This is a genomic window from Serratia sp. GW822-FHT06D09, assembly GCF_058799515.1.
This window is the reverse complement of record NZ_JBXALO010000006.1, coordinates 133,523-158,460: the sequence shown is the minus strand read 5'-3', so window position 1 is coordinate 158,460 and position 24,938 is coordinate 133,523. Positions and strand designations below refer to the sequence as shown.

At 55.8% G+C, this 24,938-nt stretch carries 21 protein-coding genes; 9 read left to right on the top strand and 12 right to left on the bottom strand.

The annotated features are described in order from the left end of the window. Window positions 1-50 precede the first annotated feature (50 nt). From AC1RKG_RS16100 to AC1RKG_RS16070, 7 genes are all read left to right on the top strand, one after another. Window positions 51-953 carry a 2-dehydro-3-deoxygalactonokinase gene (locus tag AC1RKG_RS16100; RefSeq protein WP_493183478.1) on the top strand — a complete coding sequence of 301 codons (903 nt, stop codon included), beginning with the start codon at window positions 51-53 and terminating at the stop codon, window positions 951-953. After that, window positions 950-1,597, top strand: a complete 648-nt coding sequence (locus tag AC1RKG_RS16095; protein WP_122077118.1) for a 2-dehydro-3-deoxy-6-phosphogalactonate aldolase — start codon at window positions 950-952, stop codon at window positions 1,595-1,597. Before AC1RKG_RS16100 ends, AC1RKG_RS16095 begins: the two co-directional genes overlap by 4 nt. A 73-nt stretch (window positions 1,598-1,670) precedes the next feature. Next, window positions 1,671-3,101, top strand: coding sequence for a sugar porter family MFS transporter (locus AC1RKG_RS16090; protein WP_122077115.1), 1,431 nt, complete (start codon window positions 1,671-1,673; stop codon window positions 3,099-3,101). A gap of 34 nt (window positions 3,102-3,135) precedes the next feature. Continuing rightward, a complete protein-coding gene (locus AC1RKG_RS16085; RefSeq protein ID WP_122077112.1) occupies window positions 3,136-4,536 on the top strand; it encodes an MFS transporter in 1,401 nt (466 codons plus the stop codon). A 2-nt stretch (window positions 4,537-4,538) separates the two neighbouring features. After that, window positions 4,539-6,251, top strand: coding sequence for a dihydroxy-acid dehydratase (gene ilvD / locus AC1RKG_RS16080; protein WP_128865035.1), 1,713 nt, complete (start codon window positions 4,539-4,541; stop codon window positions 6,249-6,251). Further along, window positions 6,251-7,153 (top strand): dihydrodipicolinate synthase family protein, encoded by a 903-nt coding sequence (locus AC1RKG_RS16075; protein WP_493183477.1) that lies wholly within the window; start codon window positions 6,251-6,253, stop codon window positions 7,151-7,153. Before ilvD ends, AC1RKG_RS16075 begins: the two co-directional genes overlap by 1 nt. Window positions 7,154-7,193: 40 nt before the next feature. Then, the gene (locus AC1RKG_RS16070) at window positions 7,194-7,973 is read left to right on the top strand and encodes an SDR family NAD(P)-dependent oxidoreductase (RefSeq protein ID WP_493183476.1); all 780 of its coding nucleotides are present in this window, start codon (window positions 7,194-7,196) and stop codon (window positions 7,971-7,973) included. A gap of 45 nt (window positions 7,974-8,018) precedes the next feature. On the opposite strand, the gene AC1RKG_RS16065 is transcribed toward AC1RKG_RS16070, so the two are convergent. The 3 genes from AC1RKG_RS16065 to pvcA all read right to left on the bottom strand — a co-directional run bounded on the left by AC1RKG_RS16065 (window position 8,019) and on the right by pvcA (window position 11,218). Continuing rightward, on the bottom strand, window positions 8,019-9,278 hold the full coding sequence (locus AC1RKG_RS16065; protein ID WP_493183506.1) for a glycosyltransferase: 1,260 nt from the start codon (window positions 9,276-9,278) through the stop codon (window positions 8,019-8,021). 20 nt (window positions 9,279-9,298) lie between these two features. Next, complete coding sequence (locus AC1RKG_RS16060; RefSeq protein WP_128865025.1) at window positions 9,299-10,162, bottom strand: TauD/TfdA dioxygenase family protein; 864 nt, start codon at window positions 10,160-10,162, stop codon at window positions 9,299-9,301. 90 nt (window positions 10,163-10,252) lie between these two features. Continuing rightward, window positions 10,253-11,218: an L-tyrosine isonitrile synthase gene (gene pvcA / locus AC1RKG_RS16055; RefSeq protein ID WP_128865026.1), complete on the bottom strand. Its 966-nt coding sequence runs from the start codon at window positions 11,216-11,218 to the stop codon at window positions 10,253-10,255. A 192-nt stretch (window positions 11,219-11,410) separates the two neighbouring features. On the opposite strand from pvcA, the gene AC1RKG_RS16050 reads away from it, so the two are divergent. Continuing rightward, window positions 11,411-12,334: a LysR family transcriptional regulator gene (locus AC1RKG_RS16050; protein WP_115060160.1), complete on the top strand. Its 924-nt coding sequence runs from the start codon at window positions 11,411-11,413 to the stop codon at window positions 12,332-12,334. 306 nt (window positions 12,335-12,640) lie between these two features. On the opposite strand, the gene ispH is transcribed toward AC1RKG_RS16050, so the two are convergent. From ispH to ribF, 5 genes are all read right to left on the bottom strand, one after another. Beyond that, complete coding sequence (gene ispH / locus AC1RKG_RS16045; RefSeq protein WP_020825154.1) at window positions 12,641-13,594, bottom strand: 4-hydroxy-3-methylbut-2-enyl diphosphate reductase; 954 nt, start codon at window positions 13,592-13,594, stop codon at window positions 12,641-12,643. Beyond that, window positions 13,575-14,045, bottom strand: coding sequence for an FKBP-type peptidyl-prolyl cis-trans isomerase (fkpB, locus tag AC1RKG_RS16040; RefSeq protein ID WP_046374547.1), 471 nt, complete (start codon window positions 14,043-14,045; stop codon window positions 13,575-13,577). Before fkpB ends, ispH begins: the two co-directional genes overlap by 20 nt. Before the next feature lies 1 nt (window position 14,046). Continuing rightward, a complete protein-coding gene (gene lspA / locus AC1RKG_RS16035; protein WP_020825152.1) occupies window positions 14,047-14,556 on the bottom strand; it encodes a signal peptidase II in 510 nt (169 codons plus the stop codon). Continuing rightward, window positions 14,557-17,373 (bottom strand): isoleucine--tRNA ligase, encoded by a 2,817-nt coding sequence (gene ileS, locus AC1RKG_RS16030; RefSeq protein ID WP_493183475.1) that lies wholly within the window; start codon window positions 17,371-17,373, stop codon window positions 14,557-14,559. It abuts the gene before it with no gap. A 156-nt stretch (window positions 17,374-17,529) separates the two neighbouring features. After that, complete coding sequence (ribF, locus tag AC1RKG_RS16025) at window positions 17,530-18,468, bottom strand: bifunctional riboflavin kinase/FAD synthetase (protein WP_020825150.1); 939 nt, start codon at window positions 18,466-18,468, stop codon at window positions 17,530-17,532. 390 nt (window positions 18,469-18,858) lie between these two features. On the opposite strand from ribF, the gene rpsT reads away from it, so the two are divergent. Then, window positions 18,859-19,119: a 30S ribosomal protein S20 gene (gene rpsT / locus AC1RKG_RS16020; RefSeq protein ID WP_012005147.1), complete on the top strand. Its 261-nt coding sequence runs from the start codon at window positions 18,859-18,861 to the stop codon at window positions 19,117-19,119. A 69-nt stretch (window positions 19,120-19,188) separates the two neighbouring features. On the opposite strand, the gene nhaR is transcribed toward rpsT, so the two are convergent. The 4 genes from nhaR to dnaK all read right to left on the bottom strand — a co-directional run bounded on the left by nhaR (window position 19,189) and on the right by dnaK (window position 24,835). Beyond that, complete coding sequence (nhaR, locus tag AC1RKG_RS16015; protein WP_004950031.1) at window positions 19,189-20,088, bottom strand: transcriptional activator NhaR; 900 nt, start codon at window positions 20,086-20,088, stop codon at window positions 19,189-19,191. A 194-nt stretch (window positions 20,089-20,282) separates the two neighbouring features. Beyond that, window positions 20,283-21,449 (bottom strand): Na+/H+ antiporter NhaA, encoded by a 1,167-nt coding sequence (nhaA, locus tag AC1RKG_RS16010; protein ID WP_122077100.1) that lies wholly within the window; start codon window positions 21,447-21,449, stop codon window positions 20,283-20,285. A 235-nt stretch (window positions 21,450-21,684) separates the two neighbouring features. Beyond that, the gene (dnaJ, locus tag AC1RKG_RS16005; RefSeq protein WP_020825148.1) at window positions 21,685-22,815 is read right to left on the bottom strand and encodes a molecular chaperone DnaJ; all 1,131 of its coding nucleotides are present in this window, start codon (window positions 22,813-22,815) and stop codon (window positions 21,685-21,687) included. Window positions 22,816-22,921: 106 nt separating this feature from the next. Then, entirely contained in the window at window positions 22,922-24,835 is a 1,914-nt protein-coding gene (gene dnaK, locus AC1RKG_RS16000; protein WP_020825147.1) for a molecular chaperone DnaK, read from the bottom strand. Window positions 24,836-24,938: the final 103 nt, after the last annotated feature.

The following is a 24,938-nucleotide window of genomic DNA, read 5'->3' as shown; positions in this document are numbered from 1 at the left end:
TTCGCTCTAGCATTCTTGTATGACAAGACTGAATGGTTTGTATTACTTGAATGAATAACAACTGGATTGGTATCGATTGGGGCACCACTAACTTCCGCGCTTTTTTAATGTGTGGGGAGCAATGCCTAAGTAACCTCAGCCATCCCTGCGGGTTGCTGGCCGTGGAAAAAAACCGGTTTGCCGACACCCTGCATACCTTATTGCAGCCCTGGTTAGTCGAACATGGCGCTTTGCCGGTGGTCATGGCCGGCATGGTGGGATCACAACAGGGGTGGCATGAGGTTGCCTACATAACCCAGCCGTGCGGCCTGAAAAATTTGGCGGCTGGGGCCATGAAATTCACCACTGTCTGGGGTAGCCCAGCGTGGATCATTCCCGGCGTTCAGGGGCTGGGGCTGGCTCAGCAGCCTGAAGTGATGCGAGGAGAAGAAGTGCAGCTGCTCGGTTTGGCCAGACGACATCCAGCGGCGCAATGCCTGGCAATTTTACCCGGAACCCACAGCAAGCATGTTCAGTTGAATCAGGGAGAAATCGGCCACTTCTCAACCTTTATGACCGGCGAACTGTTCTCGTTGCTCTGCCGGCGCTCCATTTTGGGCAACGCCCTGCCGGAACAACAGGAGGACGCGCAGGCGTTCATCCTCGGGGCCGATACGGCACGCAGCGGTGCCCCCCTCAGCCACCTGATTTTCTCGGCACGTACCCGCCGCCTCAGCGGTGAAATCGCCGCGGCAAATATACACAGCTACCTTTCCGGTTTGTTGATCGGTAATGAGCTTCAGGCGCTGCCCGCGCACCAGCCCATCTGGGTTGTCGCCAGCCCCCCGCTGGTTGCGCGCTACCAAATGGCGGCGGAACCCTTGGGCCTGTCATTGCGCGCCACGGATGGCGATAGCTGCTTTATCAACGGATTAAGTCAACTGTATCCCCTACTACAAGGAACCGCCCAATGAGCCCAGAGATCTTCCTCCAACAGTGGCAGCAACAGCCGCTTCCCCTGGTCGCTATTTTGCGTGGCATCACGCCTGAGGAGGCTGAGCCCGTCGCCGAAATTCTGCTGGACTGCGGCTTCCGCTTTCTGGAGGTGCCGCTTAATAGCCCCACCCCGTACGACTCTATCCGCGTGATCAGGAAAACCGTCGGCGACAGGGGTTTTGTCGGCGCTGGCACCGTCCTGAACGTCCAGCAGGTTGAAGAGGTGGCCAAAGCCGGGGGACAACTGATTATTTCTCCCAATACCGACGCCGCGGTGATCGGCCATTCCCGTTATTTGAATCTGATCAGCATGCCCGCCGTGGCCACCCCTTCCGAAGCCTTCTGCGCTCTTGCTGCCGGAGCCAGCGGATTGAAGCTGTTCCCGGCAGAAAGTATTACCCCAGCGGTAACCAAGGCGCTGCGTGTCGTGCTTCCCCAAAGGCTGGTTTGCTTGCCGGTAGGAGGGATCCAACCGGATCCCCTGCAGATGCGCGCCTATATCCAGGCGGGCAGCAACGGGTTTGGGCTGGGAGGCGGACTCTATCAACCCGGCATCAGCCTGGCGGCATTACGTCAACGCGCGCTGGCCTATCAGGCCGCCTGGCAACATTGCGTGGAATAGCTATTTGCCCACTGCGACGTTGCCGATGCTTGTATAAAAATAAATATAACGCATTGAATTAAAAGGTGTTGTTATGAATAAATCATCTATTCCCGCAAAAACAAACCGCCAAACCCTGCAGGTTTGCTTTCTTGCCGCGTTAGCCGGTTTGCTGTTCGGCCTGGATATGGGGGTGATCGCCGGTGCGTTGCCGTTCCTGGCAAACGAATTTAGCCTCTCGAGCCAACAGCAGGAAATCGTCGTCAGCATCATGATGTTCGGCGCCGCGCTGGGGGCCCTGAGCAGCGGGCCTATGTCCTCCCATTTGGGCCGTAAAAAAAGCTTGTTGTTAGGTGCGGTTTTGTTCGTCGTCGGCTCGATCGGCTGCGCCGTGGCCCAAAATCTAGAAGTGCTGGTGATTTCCCGCTTTATCCTGGGATTAGCCGTGGGCATAGCCTCGTTCACTGCGCCGCTGTATCTGTCGGAAATCGCTCCAGAGCGCATTCGCGGCAGCATGATTTCTCTCTATCAGTTGATGATTACCATCGGAATTTTGGCCGCCTTCCTGTCTGATACCGCATTCAGTGCTGGCGGACACTGGCGCTGGATGCTGGGCATCATCACCTTCCCGGCGCTGGTGCTATTTATCGGCGTACTGACACTGCCGGAAAGCCCACGCTGGTTGGCGATGAAGGGGCGCGGTGAATTGGCCGGCAAGGTCTTGCAACTGTTACGCAATTCGGATGCCGAGGCTCGCGACGAACTCAACCAAATCCGTGAAAGCCTGCAAATGAAGCAACGAGGCTGGCAGCTGTTTCGCCACAATGCGCACTTCCGCCGCTCCACCTACCTGGGCGTTCTGCTGCAATTTATGCAGCAGTTCACCGGCATGACGATCATCATGTATTACGCCCCCAAGATTTTTGAAATCGCCGGTTTCGCCACCACCCGCGAGCAAATGTGGTGCACCGTGATAGCAGGCCTGACCAATGTTCTGGCCACCTTTATCGCGATCGCGCTGGTCGATCACTGGGGTCGTAAACCGATCCTCAAACTCGGCTTCAGCCTGATGGCAATCTGCATGGCGACGCTCGGTTATATGTTTTATATCGGCATCGGCAATCCCACGGAACAATACGCCGCAGTGACGGTGCTGCTGATCTTTATCATAGGTTTCGCCATGAGTGCCGGCCCATTGATTTGGGTACTGTGCTCCGAAATCCAACCGCTGGCCGGACGAGACTTTGGCGTCACCTGCTCCACCATGGCCAACTGGATTGCCAACATGATTATTGGTGCCACCTTCCTGACGCTGATCGACAACCTCGGCAGCGCCGGGACTTTCTGGCTTTACGCGCTACTCAATCTGCTATGCATCGTACTGACGTTATGTTTCGTACCGGAAACCAAAAATATCTCCCTTGAATGCATCGAAAAAAATCTGATGCAGGGTGCCTCCCTGCGCCATATAGGCAGGCCACCCCAGCCCAAGACTACCGACCATTCCTTGAATACGCCGGCATAACCCGGCTAATAAAAATAAATCAGAGGAAACCATCATGAAGCTGACCACGGAAAATCCAACGACGGAACAGGCCGCTGAAACGCGGGTGTACGGAAAAATTACCCGCCGCCTGATCCCTTTCCTGATTTTGTGCTATTTCTTCGCCTATCTGGACCGCGTTAACGTCGGGTTCGCCAAGCTGCATATGCAGGATGCCCTGAGCTTCAGCGATACCGTCTATGGTCTCGGTGCCGGCATTTTCTTCATCGGCTATTTTATTTTTGAGCTGCCAAGCAACCTGCTGATGCAACGCTTCGGGCCGCGTTTTTGGATTGCCCGCATCATGGCTACCTGGGCGATCCTGTCCGCGGCCATGATGTTTGTCACCACGCCAACCACCTTCTATGTATTGCGTTTCCTGCTTGGCGTGGCCGAAGCCGGCTTTTTCCCCGGCATCGTGTTCTATTTAACGCTGTGGTTCCCTTCATGGCGTTCCGCCCGCACGCTGGGGCTGTTCATTCTGGTTACACCACTGTCGGTGATTATCGGCAGCCCGCTTTCAGGTTTGATCCTCAAACTGTTCGAAAATGTCGGCGGTTTACACAACTGGCAGTGGCTGTTCCTGGTCGAGGCCATTCCCTCTTTCGTACTGGCCTTTGTGGTACTGCGTTACCTGGATAACAACGTGGACGAAGCCAAATGGCTCACCGTCGAAGAAAAACAGATCGTGCAAACCGATCTGGCCAAGGATCGTGCCAACCGGGATCGGGCGGCGAACGGCAAAGCGTCCCACAGCCTGAAAGAGATGCTGGCTAACCGCTATGTCTGGTTGCTGGCGCTGATTTTCTTCAGTTTCAACGTCGGTTATTACGGCGTCAGCTTCTGGCTGCCTTCCATCATCAAGACTTCGGGTATCAGCGACGATCTCCAAATCGGCCTGCTGGCAGCCCTACCCTACGTGTTTGGCGCGGCATTTATGATATGGAACAGCCGCCATTCCGATCTGAAACAGGAACGTCGCTGGCATATTGCCATTCCGGCGGTGATTGGCTGTATCGGCCTGACGTTGAGCGCTTACTGCAGCGGCTCCACCTTCTGGATGATGACGTGGATCTGCGTAGCGATGTCCGGCACCCTGGCGCTGATCCCTACCTACATCAGCCTGCCCGGCACCCTGCTTTCCGGCACCGCCGCCGCTGCCGGTATTGCTCTGGTGAATTCTGTCGGCAACCTCGCGGGTTTCTTCGGCCCCACGGTTCTCGGCTGGCTGAAAGATCAAACCGGCCAGACCGACAGCGGCCTGTACATTCTTGCGGGCTTCCTGCTGCTCTGTGCGCCGTTGATTTTCATGCTGCCTGCCAAGCTGGTCTCCCCCGGCAAAACCCATGGCATGCATGACCAAGATGTTGCTCAGCCTGACGCTGAGGATCCTTTAAATATCACTGAGAGATTTTAATGATGAGCGGATGTGGAACCTGTGGCAGCAGCGGTTGCGGCTCGCATTTCAACCCTATTCTGGAGGGCGATGACGGCGCGCTGAAGCGTGCGCTATACAAATCTATGGGGCACAGCGACGAACAACTGCGCCGTCCGGTGATCGCCGTGGTCAACAGCTATACCAACGCGACGGCCGGCCACGCCAATCTGAATGAGCTGACGGCCAAGGTATTGCAGGGCATTGAAGAAGCCGGCGGGGTCGGCATGGTGTTCGGCACTATCGCTCCCTGTGACGGTATCGCCGAAGGGCATCTCGGCATGCGCTACATTCTGGCCGCTCGTGAAGTGATCACCGCCTCCATCGAAGTGATGATGCGTGCCCATCGTTTCGACGGCATGGTGTTGCTTGGCTCCTGCGACAAAATTGTCCCCGCCATGCTGATGGCGGCGGCACGGCTGGATATTCCGGCCATCATGGTTAACGGCGGGCCGATGTACCCGGCTGAATATAAAGGTAAACACTGGGACGGCAACATCGTCACCGAGGCCATCGGTTGGAAGATGCGTGGCGAAATCGATGAGGCGGAATTTGCCCATATCGAAAATATCGCCGAACCCGGCCCGGGCTCCTGCACTATGTACGGCACCGCCAACACCATGTGCTGCATCGGTGAAGTACTGGGTATGAGCCTGCCGGGCAGCAGCACGCTGCCGGCGGTTTCGGCCGAGCGCCGCGAGTGCGCTATCGAAACCGGGCGCACCGCGGTGGAACTGGTATTGAATGGCGTCAATGCCCGCCAAATTATCACCGCCGAGTCGATCCGCAATGCGGTGATCTACCTGCTGGCCACCGGCGGCTCCACCAATGCCATCCTGCATCTGCAAGCCATTCATTACGAAGCGGAACTGGGCCATCTGCCGCTGTCCGTCTTCGATGAGTTGAGCCACCAGGTACCGCTGGTTGCCTCGCTCTACCCGGCCAGTGAACATGACATGATTGATTTTTGGGAAGCGGGTGGCGTACCGGCAGTAGAGCTTGAGATTGCCAAACTGCTCGATCTCAACGCGTTAACCGTCACCGGCAAAACCAAAGCGGAACTGCTGGCGGAAACCCGGCCAAGCCGCCGCCCGGAAGTCATCCATACCCTGGCCATTCCGGTGCGGAATGAAGCTGGCGTTGCCGTACTGCACGGTAATTTGTCACCGTTAGGCTGCGTGGTGAAGCCTGCGGCCGTGCCGGAAAATTTGATGCGCTTCCGGGGGCCCGCCGTGGTGTTCAACAGCGAGCAGGAGTCCGTCGAGGCGATTATGTCCGGCCAGATTAAGCCGGGTAGCGCCCTGGTCTTGCGCTATGAAGGGCCTAAAGGTGGCCCCGGAATGCCGGAAATGTATAAGCCGATGAAATCGCTGGAAGGCATGGGCCTGGCTGACAGTTGCGCTCTGATCACCGACGGCCGTTTCTCCGGCTCCAACCGCGGGCTGTTTGTCGGCCATATCTCGCCTGAAGCGGTGGACGGCGGCGAGCTGGCATTGGTGCAAGACGGTGACGAAATATCCATCGATATTCCCGCGCGTACTCTTACGCTGCACGTTGACGAGACGATGTTGGCGCAGCGGCGCCAAAACTGGCAACCCGTGGACAAAGAAGTGCCGCGCGGCTTCCTGCGTTTATATCGTCGCTGGGCTTTACCTGCTGCGCAGGGTGCCGTACTGGCCGATCGGGAGGAGGAATAATGGGCCGTTACCAAGCTATCGACATTGAAGGGGTCAACCCTATCGTCGCCATGCCGTTCAAGGCCAATGGCGAAATCGACCCGCTGAGTTTTACCCAGTTGCTGGAGCATCTGGCAGCAACCGGCGTTCAGGGAATGACGCTGTTTGGCATCGCCAGCGAATTCCCGAAGCTCGAGGAGCCTGAGCGTGAACGCCTGGCGGAGATATTTATCAGCGAACTGGCAGGAGCCCCGCTGTATCGCGCTATCTCGGTCACCGATCACAGCAGCGAAGTCGCCGTCAAACACGCTCGTCATTATCAAGCTCTGGGCGCCGACGCTTTGATGCTGCTGCCCCCCTTTTTCCTTCAACCCAGCCCACAGGCGATCCAGCAGCACATTTTCGCCGTTCTGGAGGCCGTAGACATCCCGGTAATGGTGCAATACGCGCCGAGTGAAACCGGTTTGCCGATCACCCCGCAACAATTGGCCGACGTGGCAGCCCGCTATCCCCATGCGGTGTTCAAAATTGAATGTAATCCGCCGGTGGAATACACCAAAGAATTTCTGCAACTGGCTCGCCAGGCCAACGTTCTGAACGGCTATGCCGGGCTTTATATGTTGCAGATGTTGGCGGCGGGCGGCAAAGGCGTGATGCCGGGTTGCTCGTTCAGCGAGATTTACCTGCGTATTTATCGCCATTGGCAGGCCGGTGAAGTGGAACAAGCGAATAGGCTGCATCAGGCATTGTTGCCTTACATCCAACGCTGGATGAGCCACTGCGAATACATCATTCAGATCGAAAAGACCATCCTGCAACGACGCAATATCATCGCTACCGATTACTGTCGCCACCCCGGTTGGCAACTGACCGCTGATGATCACCTTATGATCGCGCAGTTTTTAAGCCAGTTTTCTCTGTAGCCAAGACGGCCGCTTGATCGCGGCCCTTTCGGAGGTCTATATGCTACCCCACCAATCCGGGCGTGTAGCCATCGTCACTGGCGCCAGTCAGGGCATAGGGCTGGCTATCGCCAAAACCTTTCTCGCTAACGGCGATACCGTGATGGGTTGCGCCTATCCCAGCCTGGAAAATGCGCCGCAGGCCCGACAATTATTGGCCGATTACCCACAGCATTTTTTCTATTCTTCGGTCGACGTCACCCAGACCGCCGACATTAAACGCTTTGTCGCGAATGCTGAACAACAATGCGGACGCATCGACATCGTGGTTTCCAACGCTGGGAAAAACGTCTTCAAAGGCATTGATTGCGAAGAAGAAGACTGGACCCACAATTTCGATCTCAACCTGCGCTCGCACTGGTATCTGGCGAAATGCGCCCGCCCGGCATTGACCAAAAGCCATGGCGTGATCCTGGTGATCACCTCCAACCACGCATTTTCCACCATGCCTGGCTGTGCGCCCTACAACATCAGCAAACGGGCACTCTTATCGCTGGTGCAGAGTCTGACTATCGAGTGGGGTCCGACGATCCGCACGCTGGGTATTGCCCCTGGCTTTATTGATACCGAAGGCAATCAGGCCTGGTTCGACGCCCATACTGACGCCAAACTGGCACGAGAGAAAACCGTTAAGAAACATCCGGTCGGTCGCCTTGGCCGCCCCGAGGAAGTCGGTGATTTATGCCTGTTTCTTGCCAGCGATGGTGCGGGATTTATCGCCGGCACCACAATTGTGATGGATGGGGGACGCAGTGCCATTATGCAAGACGACGACCGATAGCGGAAGACACAAAGAGGGGGCCGAAGCCCCCGTGATAAAAGCGACTCAAGCGGTTAACGCCGCCACCTCTTCGGCAATAGTCGCCAGCGCATCATGGCAGGCGTAATCGGCCTGAACCCATGCCGCGTGCTGTCGGTAGGCCGGTTGCGTCAGGATCTGCTGCACGGCATGACGCAGCTGCGATTCGTCCGGATTGCTGGTGTGCAGATTAATGCCGCAGCCAGCTGCCACCACCCGAGCAGCCGCCTCGAGCTTGTCCTCGCCGGTACCGGCAATAATCAACGGCACGCCCTGATCCAACGCGTAGTTGATCGAACCGTAACCGCCGTTGGTGATCAGCACTGCGGCCTGCGGCAACCAGTGTTCGAAAGAGATAAACTCTCGCACTCTGGCATTGTCCGGCAACCGATCCAACAGCCCGTCGACCGAACGCCCCCCGGTGGTCGCCAGCACCCGTACCGGTAACTGTGCCAACGCCTTCAGCGTCGGAACTATCAACTGATGCAGATCGACATTCGCCAACGTGCCCTGGCTGACAATCACCAGCGGCCGTTGGTCCGTCTCATCCCAGAGGGCTTCGCTCGACTGTTGCATCGGTGCGCTGCGCAACGGGCCAATAAATCGCACGCCGGCGGGCAAATCGTCACGCCGATATTCCAGCGCAGGGGTCGCCAGTTGCAAGAAACGATCGCAACCGCCGATCAAGGCATCGCTAAAGGGTTGGTGCAACGGCCTGCCACCGGATTGCGTCATCGCGGCGTCAAAACTCTGCTGCACCTCATCAATCAAGGCACGCGTGGCGTCATCCACCAGCTGTTCACGACGTAGCTCCCGCGGCAACAGCGCCGGAGGAATGCGCGGCCCGTAGAAGATGGAATCTTCAGACGAGAATGACAGCGGCGTTACGCCGATACCGATAACCGGAGGGCGTTCTTCCGCCTGCAGCAGCGGCAATACCCCGTAGAAACAGTTTTCCACCATCAGCAGATCGGTAGCCTCGGCGGCGATCACCGTACGCAACTGTTGATTCAGCAACGGGATTGGAGCGGCGAAAAAGTCTTTCAACGCCAGCGCCATCTGCACATTGCCCGGCGGCAGTGCAGCGCGTTCAGGAAAGTGTTCCTCGAGATAGCGATAGTCGAAATCGACCTTGGGATCGAAGGCAACAAACTTCGCCCCTATCGCCTCCGCACGTTCACGGAACAACGCGCCGGTCATCACCCGAACCTGGTGCCCTTGCGCAATCAGGTGCCGGGCAATGCCCAGCATCGGGTAAACGTGACCGGGCGTTGCCACGGCGGTCATCAGAATACGTGCCATAACTCTTAAGCCTCTGCGTTGGCCGGTTTCAGCGCCAGATTGGCGCACACCGGGTTGCTCTGTATATGAACCCGTTGTAAATGGCGGGCCGAGCGGGCGGTAAAGCCTTCACGCCCGTGCAGCAGCGAGAAGTTATCTGCGATCACCACATCACCCTGCTGCCACTGGTGGGCGTAATAGTGGCGCGGATCGTAGAGATGCTGCTGCAGAGTCTGATGGAACGCTTCCTGCTGATCTTCCGGCACCCCGTGATATTCCAGCGCATGCTGGTTGAGGAATTTCTTCCCTTCTGTCGGCGGTTCGTTGTAGCGCATGATCAGCCCACTACCGCTCGGGTGCGTCACCACCAGCGGCGAACACACCTCACCACCGTAGTGCACCACCTGCTTGATACGGTATGAGATAGACACCGTCAGCCACTGAGCCAGCTGCGACTCATCGGCATTGGCCAGCAGGCGCGTAGTATCGACAAAGGTAGTGCAACCGCCTTCATCCTGCGAGGGCGCGGCTACACAGTGAAACAGCTGGAATTCCGGGATGGTCGGTTTATACATGCCGTCCCAGTGCAGCGGCACATAGCTGCTGTCGAAAATATGGTCCTTGGCGTCTGGATGTTCTTTCACATCCAGCACCGCGCCGAAGGGCCACATCATGATCTCACCCCAATTGCCGGCATAACGGGTCAATACCCGCGGATCGGTAAAACCCGAATCGAAGCCGCGCAGCACCAACAGGTGATGCTGCTGTGCCAACGTCCGCAGCGCCGCTACCGGCAGCTCGCTGATGGATTGCCCCGGGTGTTCGGGGGTCAATACGGCGCCAAAGGGGCTATTGAGTTCAATACGGCAGTTCAATTGTTGATTGTCCATCGGTGACTCTCCTTGAAGCAAATTTGCTGCTCACACGGCAACCGTGCCGTTAAAAGACGCTCGCCAAGATAGCGGGCGTAAGGTGGCGCGTTACACCACTTGAGGTTGTTCAATCAGGTAATGGCTTGGCGTACCGCGGATCGCCACCAATTCGCCCTCTAACTCCTGAGCGTCTTTGCGTTTCATCAGTACGAACTGTCCGTTGACGTTGGCCGCGACGCCGTGCCACGGTGTCAACCAGTCGTCCTTGGTTGGCATCATATGAATGCCTATTTTTAGACTGTCGGCAGGCTGCGGGTGGATCGACAAGCGGATCGCCGCCGGAAAATGCTGAGCCAGCAAATTACCCCAGGCCCAGCTGCGTTGGATCACGCCGCAGGCACGCAGCTTGGCGTCTTTCTGCAACGCGGCATTCGAGCCGCTGTAGCCCGGCAGTTGACTGTCTTCATACAGGAAGCGGGTAATGGCGCGGTACAGTTGCAGCCCCTGCTCGCTTTCCATCAGCTGTTGTTTGATTGCCGACTCCGATTCGGCATAACCGTCGACCAGCAACTGGCGCAGTAAGTCGTAGTCGTCGGTGTGTTCCGCCAGCCCTTCCACATCCCCCAGGTTGAACACGCTCAGGTGCGTGGCCCCAACCTCATGCAGCAGAGTTTCAATTTCGCGCTGATAGTGGTTGATGGCATCGTCACTGACGCGGATTAAATCGCCGAAGACATGACCATCCGAACAGATGACAATATGCGCACCCGGCGGATAATAAAGCTGAATACGCTGGCAGAGGGAATTAAGGAATATCAACGATAAGCGTTCCGCCATATCGGGTACCGCACCGATCACCTTATTAGTATTGGGTGATTTTGTCGGAAAGGCCGGCAGTACAAACTCAATCCGCCGTTGTTGTTCAATGAATGCCCGGATGCGCGGCAATTGCACCTGAGTGACGAGCAGCTCTTCCTCGGAGTTTGATGTTTCCATTCCTGGAAAACGACGCCGATATTGCAATAGCTCATGAAGGATCTTTAACGATATTTTTTCAATACGGGCACTGTCCACAATTAACTCCTGTTCAGATTATGGCGCAGGTGATTTATTCACAAACGCAATAAGACTTTTCGAAAAAAGAGGCATCACCAGGGAATAATACTCACTGCTGAGATTTATCTGCTTCAGGCAATATAGAAGAGATGGTGCTATATTATTAGCCCGTATAATTAACAATCTTGGTTAAGTTGAACTTAACAAACTATGAGTAATATTCTAAAACGCATGGCCATTTTTTCTAAAGTTGTCGATTGCGGCGCATTCAGCATGGCAGCCAAGGAATTAGGCATTACCACCTCTGCCGTCAGCCAGCATATCCGCCTGTTGGAAAACGAGCTCGGCATTCAATTACTTCTGCGTTCTACTCGCTCACTGAGCCTGACCGAGGCCGGGCTCTGTTTTTATGAAGATTGCGTTTTGATGCTGCATGCTGCTGAGCGCGGTCAACAACGTATCGCCGCCCTGCGCGGTGAGCTGAGTGGGGAGCTACGCGTTGCCACATCCACTGAGTTCGCCACCCACTATCTGGTGCCTGCACTGCAAAGCTTCCTTGATGAACACCCGCGCATCACGCTGAGGCTGGAGATCCACGACGAGAAAATCGACCTGATAGGCCAGCGTATTGATCTGGCGATCCGTGGCGGTGTGTTGGCTGATTCCAGTTACGTTTCAACCCGCCTTGCGCGCTTTCGTGAGGTATTATGTGCATCACCAGCCTACCTTGCGGGACATGGTATTCCCGAGAGCCCACAAGCGTTAACCCGGCATCAATGGGTGACTTTTACCCCCTTGGGCAACCCGCAATTTGTTCGCCTGCTCCACCACAACGGCGATGAACATCGGCTACGAATGACCGGGCGTCTATTTACCAATAACGGTATGGCCATGAAAGAACTGGCGCTGGCGGGCAAAGGGATCATCCGTAATTTCTTTGTCAATGTTGAGCGTGAATTACACAATGGCGATTTGGTGGAAATCCTGCCTGAATGGCGATTACCAGAGATTAATTGCTATGCAATTATGCCGCGACGGGACAGCCAACCTTTAAAAGTTCGCCGTTTGCTTGAGCATATGAAAATCCATCTGCAGCAAAAGGAGAAAAATTCTTTAAACCAGTTTCGAACTTAATTAAATAAACAGTGTCTGCAACGACAATTAATTTAGTTATTTAACCTTTCAGCCCTTTGCTGACCAACACCAGACTTTATTTAGATTGCAGACTAATGATATTAGTCTTAATAACTTTATTACTGCCTATATAAGCACTTCATTTTTCATTAATTCAAATTGTCAGAACAAATTTGACTTTAAATAACAGAAAATTTGAATTACATCCTATTCCTTCCTCTCGATCTAATATTGCCCCCCGTCCCCCGATCCACAAATGCAAAACGGGGAGCCTAAGCTCCCCGTTCATTTATTTACCACTGTGGCCTAGTCAACCTGCCGGATATCGACCCGCAGCTCTTTTGGCACTTCAAACACGATATTCTCTTCACGGCCGCTGACTTCATGGACGTTAAGGCCGCCCAAGGCTTTCAGACGAGCGATCACGTCCTGTACCAGCACGTCAGGGGCGGACGCACCGGCGGTAACGCCGATGTTACTCGCGTTCTTCAGCCAGGCTTCCTGAATATCCGCGGCGGAATCGATCAGGTAGGCCGGCTTGCCAACGCGCTGAGCCAATTCAGCCAGACGGTTGGAGTTGGATGAGTTCTTCGAGCCCACCACTAACACCACGTCCGCATCCCCGGCCAGGTTCCGTACCGCTTCCTGGCGGTTGGTCGTGGCATAGCAGATGTCGTCCTTACGTGGCCCGATGATGCTCGGGAAGCGCTTGCGCAAGGCGTCGATCACGTCAGAAGTGTCATCCACCGACAGCGTGGTTTGCGTCATAAAGCACAGGTTGCTTTCATCCTTCACCTGCAGCTTCCACACGTCGTCCGGCGACTCAACCAGATACATGCCCCCCTTCGGGTTGCTGTACTGGCCCATGGTGCCTTCCACCTCCGGGTGGCCGGCATGGCCAATCAGGATCGCCTCAGTGCCACGACGGCTGGCGCGCGCCACCTCCATATGCACTTTGGTTACCAGCGGACAAGTTGCGTCAAACAGCATGGTCAGATCGCGCGCCTTGGCTTCCGCCCGTACCGCTTGGGAAACCCCGTGCGCCGAAAAGATCAGAATCGACCCATCCGGCACTTCACCGATCTCCTCAATAAACACCGCCCCGCGCTCGCGCAGGCTGTCCACCACATAGCGGTTATGCACCACTTCGTGGCGTACATAGATAGGCGCACCGTAAATTTCCAGTGCGCGCTCTACTATACTGATCGCACGATCAACCCCGGCGCAGAAGCCACGTGGGTTAGCCAGCAATATTTGCATGCGTCTCCTCCTGCACGGGATCAATCTCCAGCACTTCAATATCGAAGCTCACCGGATGGCCCGCCAGCGGATGGTTGAAATCAACGGTAATCGAATCTTCCGCCACTTCACGCACCACGCCCGGCATTTCACTGCCGTCGACGGCGGTAAACAGCATGATGGTGCCCACATCCGGTACCCCAGTCTCCGCGAAATCGCGACGTGAGAAGTACTGGACCAGGTCCGGGTTCTCTGCACCGAATGCGGCTTCCGGCTGCAAGGTAAAGGCGCACTTGTCGCCCGCACGCAGGCCAATCAACTCCGCTTCCAGCGGTGCCGAGAGGCTGCCGTCACCCAGACGGAACAGCGCCGGTTTGCCGCTGCTGCGGGTAGATTCTGCGGTTGAACCGTCTTCCAGTTTCAGCGTGAAGTGAACCAGCACTGCGCTGCTACCGTTAACCTGAGCCGTCATATTACTCACCTTTACTCTTTGCGCTTTTGCTCGCCGGCGACAAGAAGCCTTCCAACACGATCATCGCCGCCCCCACGCAGATAAAGCTATCCGCCAGGTTGAAGGTCGGGTAGTGCCAGTCGCCTACGTAGAAGTCGATGAAATCGACCACGAACCCGTGCCACAGGCGATCGAACAGGTTGCCGAGCGCCCCGCCGATGATAAAAGCATAGGCAATATTGTTCAGCTTTTGCTGTGCCTGACTGCGGTACATCATCACCAACAGCACCGCAACGATAGCGACGGCGATGCCGGCAAAGAACCAGCGCTGCCAGCCGCCGTGATCGGCGAGGAAGCTGAAGGCGGCGCCGTAGTTGCGCGCATAAAACAGATTGAACGACGGGATCAGCGGCTGGGACTGGCCCAGCACAAAGTTACCGAGGATCCACTGTTTGCTGGCGAAATCCAGTACCAACACCACCACCACCAGCCACAGCCAGCGCAGACCGGTCGAACAGATTGGTTTACTCATTTAGGCAAACTTACGCTTTTCGCCGTCACCGGCTACGTTGATCACACAGCGGCCGCAAAGATCTGCATGCTCCGCCACCAGGCCGATATCGGTGGTGTAATGCCAGCAGCGCGGGCACTTCTCACCTTCTGCGGTGCTGAAGGCAATTTTCAGACCTTTCACCAATTCTGCTGTTTGTGCATCCGCCGGCGCATCGGCCAGTGGAGCAACGCGCGCCGCCGAGGTCAGCAACACAAAGCGCAGCTCATCCTGCAGACTGTTAAGACGTTCGGCCAGTTCGGTGTCGGCATACAGCGTGACCGCCGCTTCCAGAGAACCCCCCAGCCGTTTGTCGGCACGTGCCTGTTCCAGCACCTTGTTCACTTCGCCGCGCACTTTCAGCAGCTCGGCCCAGAAGGCGTCGTTCATACCTTCACCTTCGGCCAAACCGAAGAGACCGTCGTACCATTCTTCAGTGAACACGTACTGCGCACGTTTGCCTGGCAGGAAGCTCCAGATTTCATCGGCGGTGAACGACATGATCGGCGCCATCCAGCGAACCAGCGCTTCCGCGATGTGGAACAATGCGGTCTGGCAGCTGCGGCGAGCAACGCTGTCGCTCTTCGCGGTGTACTGACGATCCTTGATGATATCCAGATAGAAGGAGCCCATCTCGACCGAGCAGAACTGCATCAGGCGCTGCACCACTTCATGGAAGTCATAGTTGGCGTAAGCCTGTTCGATATCCTTCTGCGCCGCCAGTGCACGGCCCACCGCCCAGCGATCCAGTACCACCATGTCTTCCGGGGCCACGCAATCGGTGCTTGGCTCAAACCCGTTCAGGTTGGCCAACAGGAAACGCGCGGTGTTACGGATACGACGATAAGAATCGGCAGAACGCTTGAGGATCTCGTCGGACACCGCGATTTCACCGGTGTAGTCGGTAGACGCCACCCACAGGCGCAGGATGTCGCCACCCAGCTTGTTCATCACGTCTTGTGGACTGACGGTGTTGCCGATGGACTTGGACATCTTGCGGCCCTGACCGTCAACGGTGAAACCGTGGGTCAGCACTTCTTTGTATGGCGCCTTGCCCTTCATCGCGGTGGAAATCATCAACGATGACATAAACCAGCCGCGGTGCTGATCGGAGCCTTCCAGATACATGTCTGCACCTTGGCCCTGGAATTCCGGACGCACGTCAACCACGGAAGAGTGGGTAGAACCGGAGTCGAACCACACGTCCAGGGTGTCTGGCACTTTGACGTAGTCGGCAGCATCCGCGCCGAGAATATCGGCAGCGTCCAGATCCCACCAGGCTTGAATACCGTCTTGCTCAACGCGCTTCGCCACTTCTTCCATCAGCTCAACGCTGCGTGGGTGCAGTTGTTCAGTGTCTTTGTGCACAAACAGCGACATCGGCACGCCCCAGGTACGCTGACGCGAAATACACCAGTCCGGGCGATTGGCCACCATGGTTTCGATACGTGCCTGGCCCCATTCCGGGATCCACTGCACGCCTTTGATCTCTTCCAGCGACTGCTGACGCAGGCCTTTCTGGTCCATGCTGATGAACCACTGTGGCGTTGCGCGGAAGATGATCGGCGTTTTGTGGCGCCAGCAGCATGGATAGCTGTGAACCAGTTTTTCAACGTGCAACAGTGCGCCTTTCTCACGCAGCAGGTCTACGATCAGATCGTTGGCCTTGAAGACAAACTTGCCGTCCAGCAACGGATGAGTGCCGGTCAGGTAGCAGCCGTTTGGCCCTACCGGGTTGGCAATCTCCAGACCGTATTTCTGGCTGATGACAAAGTCATCCGGACCGTGGCCACCGGCGGTATGGACCGCACCGGTACCGGCATCCAGCGTGACGTGTTCGCCCATGATCGCCGGTACGTCGAAGCCCATGAACGGGTGTTCGAAACGCATCAACTCCAGATCGGCGCCTTTGCAGCTGCCCAGCACGGTCCATGAGCTGATACCGGCGCGCTTCATCACGCTTTCTACCAGCTCAGCGGCCAGGATCAGGCACTGGCCTTCGACCTGCACCAGTTGATAAGCAAATTCAGGGTGCAAAGAGATCGCGCGGTTAGCCGGCAAGGTCCATGGCGTGGTGGTCCAGATCACCAGAGAAACCGGGCCGTTGAAGCTGGTGACGCCAAATTTGGCCGCCACGGCAGCCGCGTCAACCGCGTGGAAAGCCACATCGATCGACGGCGAAGTCTTGTCGTAATATTCCACTTCCGCTTCCGCCAGCGAAGAGCGGCAGTCGGTACACCAGTGCACCGGCTTGGCGCCTTTCAGCAGGTGGCCGTTGTCGATGATTTTGCCCAACGCGCGGATGATATTGGCTTCGGTTTTGAAGTCCATGGTCAGGTACGGGTGATCCCAGTCGCCCAACACGCCCAGACGGATAAAGTCTTTTTTCTGGCCTTCAACCTGCTCAGCGGCGTACTCACGGCACTTCACACGGAATTCCGCGGCGGTGAGTTTCTCACCCGGTTTGCCGTACAGTTGCTCAACTTTCAGTTCGATCGGCAGGCCATGGCAGTCCCAACCCGGAACGTAAGGCGAGTCGAAGCCGGACATCCCTTTCGACTTGATAATAATGTCTTTGAGAATCTTGTTAACCGAGTGACCAATGTGAATGCTGCCGTTCGCATACGGAGGGCCGTCATGCAAAATGAAGGATTTTTTGCCCTTTTTGGCAGTACGAATAATCCCGTACAGATCCTGTTCATACCAACGTTGCAGCATGCCAGGTTCACGCTTGGCCAGATCGCCGCGCATCGGGAACCCTGTTTCCGGCAAGTTCAGGGTATTCTTGTAGTCACTCATGAGATTCTCGTTTCCGTTTTCGGCTATTTACCCGTCACACTTCAAGCTGCATCTTTGTTGGCTGCCCTTTCTTACCCGAATCACTTGCCTGTGCAAGCTCATCGGGGTTCGCGCGGTTGCCGCCACGATGCCACTCGAAGTGTTTAGGGTAAACGATTAAACCAGTGTTTTTAACCCGAAGAACTTTCGGGCCGTCACCACATCATTGGCGATTTGCTGCTTCAGGGCATCGAGCGAAGCAAAACGCTGTTCATTGCGCAATTTCGCGCGGAGCACCACGTCTATATGGCGCCCGTAAAGATCCATTGTGACATCCAGCAGGTGGACTTCCAGCTGCTGACGCACACCGGCAACGGTTGGGCGCGTGCCGATATTGGCTACGCCAGGGAGCGGCTCAGGCCCCAGACCATAAACTTCTACCGCATAAACCCCTTTCACCGGGGCAACCAGGCGCTTCAGCGGCAGGTTGGCGGTCGGGAAGCCGATGGTGCGACCCAGCTCATCGCCGTGCACCACCCGACCAGAAATGCTGTACGGGTGGCCCAGCAGCGTCTCCGCCTGCGCCAGGTCGTCATCGCGCAGCGCATTGCGGATCGCCGTGCTGCTGATGCGTTGATCGCCCTCGCGGAAGGTCGGCGTGCTGATCACTTCAAAGCCATATTCCTTCCCGGCTTTTTGCAATAGCGGAAAATCGCCCTGGCGGGTAGCGCCAAAGCGAAAATCATCCCCGACCATCAGGAATTTCACGCCCAGTTTTTCCACCAGCAGGTCGGCGACGAACGCCTGTGCCGTGTTGGCGGCAAAACGCGGATCAAACTTGACGCACAGCAGGTAATCAACCCCCGCCTGCGCCAGGTATTTAGCCTTGTCACGCAAACGCGTGAGACGGGCCGGTGCCTTGTCCGCTGCAAACATTTCCAGCGGCTGCGGCTCAAAGATCATGACCATCACTGGCAGCCCGAGGCGTTGCCCCTCTTGTTTCAGCTGCTCCAGCAACGCTTGGTGACCGCGGTGTACGCCGTCAAAGTTGCCGATGGTGAGCACGCAACCATGGTGGCGTGCCCGGATATTGTGAATGCCGCGAATTAGCTCCATAGCTGGCTCAAAACAGTGGAAATCGCCGGATTATACCTTGTACAGCGGTTAAGGTTAACCCGCGATTGGTGCCTTTATGTAATAGACATACCATACCGGAGATAATCTGCAGGTGAAACGCCCTAACCGCAGTTTATCCGGCGTCATCCGGGTGATTACCGACTGCGGCCAATGGGTTGCGACCACCGTGGCAAATCATTGGTGAATTTTCTCGCGAAAGACTGTATTCCCATGACCGAAGCTGGTAAAATCCTGCGCCATCACAACGTAGCAAGTGCCGCCCGTACAAACGGCGCTTATTTGCACAAATTCATTGACAAACGCAGGCTAAAAGGGCATATTCCTCGGCCTTCGAATTGTCCTCAATAGAATATATTTGGGAGTTGGACCTTGGCTAATATCAAATCAGCTAAGAAGCGCGCCGTACAGTCTGAGAAGCGTCGTAAGCATAACGCTAGCGGCCGCTCAATGATGCGTACCTACATCAAGAAAGTAGAAGCTGCTATCGCCACTGGCGACAAAGAAGCTGCGCAAGCTGCTTACGCTGTAATGAAACCAATCGTGGACCGCAAGGCTGCTAAAGGCCTGATCCACAAAAACAAAGCAGCACGCCATAAGTCAAACCTGTCGGCGCGCATCAACGCTTTGTAATAAGCATCGTGTTGTCTGCTTGAAAAAAAACCGGCTCAGGCCGGTTTTTTTACGTCTGCGCTACCCGGTCTAGTAGGCAAACAGCGCAGAGAAGTCCTTGTTGCACACCCGCTGTACCGCCGGATGCTGGATCATGCGCTCGGCAAAGATGATGTAGTACTCTTCCTGCACGCTATCAATACGTCCAATCTCCACCACGTCATCGTCGTTATAGGTATCTTGCGCATACAGCGTCGGAGCAACGAAGATCGCGTTGTGGTACATGCCAAAGGTTTTCATCAGGGCCGCATCGTCAAACTCGCCCAGGATTTCCACCTGAATGCCTTGGGTGTTAAACCAGTTAAGCAATTTACGTCCCAGCATCGAACGTCGGCCAGGGATCAACAATTTGCGCTGTTCCAGGCAGGCGGGGAACGGCAGGTCCGGCGCCGGCTGACGACAGAAGAAGCTGATGCCGCACTCACCCAGCTTGAGTGAAAACAGCCCTTCCTGCTGGCTGGAGTCCACCGGGCAGTCTGACAGGATCATATCGAGCTTATGCTGGCTGAGCTGCTCCAGCAGCATCTCATGCGTCGACTCAAAGCAACGCAGGTGAATTTGCTCATTATCCACCACCACCGCCGTTTCCAGCACCTGGCTCACCAAACGCTTGGACAACGCATCCGCCACCCCTACGTCGAACAGCAGGTTGGATTCCTTGCGATAATTGACGATATCCAGCATTTCCTGGCTGAGCATAAACATCTTGTCGGCATAGCGGAACACCAGCTGCCCCAATTCAGAAGGCACCAGCCCACGCCCCTGCCGCTTGAACAGCTTGCCGTCCAAACGCTCTTCCAGCGCTTTGATCTGACCAGTAATGGTCTGAGGCGTCAGAAACAACGCTTCGGCGGCGCCGACCACAGAACCTTCCTTGCAGACCTGCCAGAAGTAGTAAAGGTGATTAAAGTTGATATGCGACATCCTCACGAGGTGCTCTCCTTAACATTTCATCGCGGCGAACTTTCGACCGTGACGAGCGACTAATGTCCTTTCCCTGTTTCAGACAACCTGTTGCTGCATTCGTCCCAAACAGAACGGCCGAAGCTGCACATATTTTATACTGTGCAGCTCCGACCAGCTATTGTAGTGTGTCCCCGCAAACAGGGGATACCCTAAAGGGGTTATCTGACCCTTGGTAACGACATGCGCAACAGAGCGTACCCGACCACCGCCGCCGTAGTTGACCCAATCAGGATCCCCAGTCGCGAATAGGTGCTTAGTGCAACATCCGCATCACCAAACGCCAGTGACGCGATGAAAATCGACATGGTGAAACCAATACCACAGAGCACAGAAACGGCAAACACCTGTTTGAAACCAATTCCTTCAGGCAACCTGGCAATCCCCAACTTCACTGCCAACAGGCTAAAGGTGAAGATGCCCAACGGCTTACCGATAAACAGACCCGCCGCGATCCCGACCGGCAATAGCGAGGTCAGCCCGCTCAACGACACGCCCTGTAATGAAACGCCGGCGTTAGCGAAAGCAAACAGCGGCAGGATCATAAAGGCCACCCACGGATGCAGTTCATGCTCTAACGTTTCTGAAGGCGACGGGCCTTTCTTCACGTTCAGCGGGATCATAAAACCGACGATCACCCCGGCAAGCGTTGCATGCACCCCGGATTTGAGGATAGCTACCCACAGCACCAGGCCGACAATCATATAGAGTGAGGTTTTCCCCACCCCGCGCCAGTTCATAAACGCCAGTACCGCAACAGCCGCCGCCGCCACGCCCAGCGCCGCCATCGAGACTTCGTGGGTATAGAACAGCGCGATAATTACGATCACGCCCAGGTCATCAATAATCGCCAGCGCCAGCAGGAACACCTTCAGGCTGGTTGGCACGCGGTTACCCAACAGCGCCATCACCCCGAGGGCAAACGCAATATCGGTCGCCGCCGGGATTGCCCAGCCCTGACGAGTCACCTCGTCCGCGCCGTTGAACATCAGGTAAATCAGCGCCGGTGCCAGCATGCCGCCCAGCGCGGCAATTGCCGGGAAGACCGCCTTGTCGCGCCCGGCCAATGAACCTTGCATCAGCTCACGCTTAACCTCCAGCCCCACCACCAGGAAAAAGATCGCCATCAGGCCATCGTTAATCCACAGCAGCAGCGGCTTGGCAATCTCCAGTGAAGACACCTTAACCATGACCGGTAAATTGAGGAAAGCGTGATAGATCCCCTGAGCCGGGGTATTGGCCATGATCAATGCAATAATCGCGGCGACTATCAGGATGATACCGCCCGCGGCCTCCTGACGTAAAAACTGACGAATAATGTTGGTCACAATACGTCTCTCCAGATCTGTGCGTAGCACATGGGCCCCGCAGACAAAGTAATGGAACGAGTATAGACGGCGATTTAGCTCGATAAAATACGTTTATAAATGCTTTAAACATCGTTAAAACCGAACAATTAACGATATATATCACATTTTTTATAGGGGTATTGGTGAATAAACGTCAATAAAAAACCCCGGTTTTGACACCGGGGTTATGCAGAACGCTAACGGAGACAGAAGCTTAACGCGTCAGGTCATCAAAAAACTTTTTCACGCCGTCGAAGAAACTTTTCGAACGCGGACTGTTTTTATCACCGGAAGGGCCACCCAGGCTCTCCTCCAGTTCCTTCAGCAATTGCTTCTGCTTGTCGTTCAGGTTAACCGGGGTTTCCACCACTACACGGCACAGCAGGTCGCCCTGGCTACCGCCACGTACCGATTTAACACCCTTGCCGCGCATGCGGAACAGTTTGCCGGTCTGGGTTTCTGTCGGCACTTTCAGCTTCACGCGGCCATCCAGCGTCGGCACTTCGATCTCACCGCCCAATGCTGCCATCGCGAAGTTAATCGGTACTTCACAGTACAGGTTGTTGCCTTCACGCTCGAAGATCGGGTGAGCCTTCACCTGAACCTGAACGTACAGATCGCCAGCAGGTGCGCCGTGTTCGCCTGCTTCACCCTCACCCGCCAGGCGGATGCGGTCACCGGTATCCACGCCAGCCGGGATTTTCACCGACAGCGTTTTGGCTTTCTCAACCCGGCCGTGGCCATGGCAGCTGTTGCAAGGGTCTTTGATGATCTGACCGCGGCCATGGCAGTGCGGACAGGCCTGCTGCACGGTAAAGAAGCCCTGGCGCATCTGCACCTGGCCCTGACCGTGACAGGTTGGACAGGTCACCGGCGAGCTGCCTGGCTTCGCGCCGCTGCCGTGACAAACACCACACTCTTCCAGCGTCGGAATGCGGATCTCTTTGGTCACGCCACGAACAGCTTCCTCGAGGGACAGCTCCATGTTGTAGCGCAGATCGGAACCGCGGCTGGCACGTTGACGGCGGCCACCACCGAAGATGTCGCCAAATACGTCGCCAAAGATATCGCTGAAGTCGGCACCGCCGCCGCCAAACCCACCGCCACCGCCCATGCCGCCTTGTTCAAACGCCGCATGGCCGTATTGATCGTAGGCCGCACGCTTTTGATCGTCGGTCAGAACTTCGTACGCTTCCTTGACCTCTTTAAATCTGGCTTCGGCGTCCTGATCCTGGTTGCGGTCAGGATGGTACTTCATCGCCAGGCGTTTATACGCCTTTTTGATCTCACGCTCTTCCGCCGTCTTGGAGACGCCGAGAATCTCGTAATAGTCTTTCTTCGCCATTATTTCTGTAACCCTTAACATGCGTGCACGGGCGTAGAGTTGCCTCGACGCCCGTGCTGGTTTCCGGTAACGGCCTCTCAGCCGTTCCGTGCCCGCTTAAGGGCGATTATTTTTTGTCTTTAACTTCTTCGAACTCAGCGTCAACCACGTCGTCATCTTTCTGCGCCGCGTTGTCAGCACCGGCATCAGCACCTTGCTGAGCCTGCTGCGCCTGGGCCATTTCCAGCAGCTTGCCGGAAACCTGCACCAGAGCCTGGGTCTTAGCTTCGATCTCGGCTTTATCTTCGCCTTTAACCGCAACTTCCAGATCTTTCAGCGCCGCTTCGATAGCCGTTTTGTCTTCCGCCGGCAGTTTGTCGCCCGCTTCTTCCAACTGCTTACGGGTACCGTGGATCAGGTGGTCGGCCTGGTTACGGGTCTGCACCAGCTCTTCGAACTTACGGTCAGCTTCGGCGTTCACTTCAGCATCGCGCACCATTTTCTGGATTTCTTCTTCGTTCAGACCAGAAGAAGCCTTGATGGTGATCTTCTGCTCACGGCCAGTATTCTTGTCTTTGGCAGACACGTGCAGAATACCGTCGGCGTCGATGTCGAAGGTCACTTCGATTTGCGCCATACCGCGTGGAGCCGCCTGGATGCCGTCCAGATTGAACTGGCCCAGTGACTTGTTATCGTTAGCGCGTTTACGCTCACCCTGCAGCACGTGGATGGTTACCGCAGACTGGTTGTCTTCAGCGGTAGAGAACACCTGGCTGTGCTTGGTCGGGATGGTGGTGTTTTTGGTGATCAGCGGAGTCATCACGCTGCCCATGGTTTCGATACCCAGCGACAGCGGGGTAACGTCCAGCAGCAGAACGTCCTTCACATCACCGGCCAACACGCCGCCCTGTACCGCAGCACCCACCGCAACGGCTTCGTCCGGGTTAACGTCTTTACGCGGTTCTTTACCGAAGAAGTCAGCGACTTTCTTCTGAACCATTGGCATACGGGTCTGGCCGCCCACCAGGATCACGTCCTGAATGTCGGAAACCGACAGGCCTGCGTCTTTCAGAGCGACTTTCAGCGGCTCGATAGAACGCGCAACCAGATCTTCTACCAGCGACTCGAGTTTTGCACGGGTCACTTTGATGTTCATGTGTTTTGGACCGCTCGCATCTGCAGTAATGTACGGCAGGTTTACGTCGGTCTGCTGAGCGGAAGACAGTTCAATCTTCGCTTTCTCAGCGGCTTCTTTCAGACGCTGCATCGCCAACGGATCGTTGCGCAGGTCGAAACCTTGTTCTTTCTTGAACTCTTCCACCAGATAGTTGATCAGGCGGCTGTCGAAGTCTTCACCACCCAGGTGGGTATCACCGTTGGTTGCCAGAACTTCGAAGGTTTTTTCGCCGTCAACTTCGTCGATTTCGATAATAGAGATATCGAAAGTACCGCCACCCAGGTCATAAACCGCGATGGTACGGTTGCCGACTTCTTTGTCCAGGCCGTAAGCCAGGGCCGCAGCGGTCGGTTCGTTGATGATACGTTTTACTTCCAGACCTGCGATACGGCCGGCGTCTTTGGTCGCCTGACGCTGTGCGTCGTTGAAGTATGCAGGTACGGTGATAACCGCTTCAGTTACCGGTTCACCCAGGTAATCTTCCGCCGTTTTCTTCATTTTCTTCAGCACTTCTGCAGAGATCTGCGGTGGTGCCACACGCTGGCCTTTCACTTCTACCCATGCGTCGCCGTTATCAGCAGCCACAATTTTGTACGGCATGATGTCTTTATCACGCTGTGCTTCTTCATCCTGGAAGCGACGGCCAATCAGGCGCTTGATCGCAAACAGGGTGTTTTGTGGGTTAGTAACAGCCTGACGCTTAGCAGGCTGGCCAACCAGAATTTCACCATCCTGGGTATATGCGATGATCGAAGGTGTAGTACGATCGCCTTCGCTGTTCTCCAGCACGCGCGCTTTACCACCATCCATAATTGCTACACAAGAGTTGGTAGTACCCAGGTCGATACCAATGATTTTGCCCATCTAAACGTCTCCACTAATAAATTCATATTCGGTCAGGTTGCTAACCTATATGCGGGCGAATTTTTGCTTTTCAACTGCCCGACATTTCAGACTTACCCGCGGT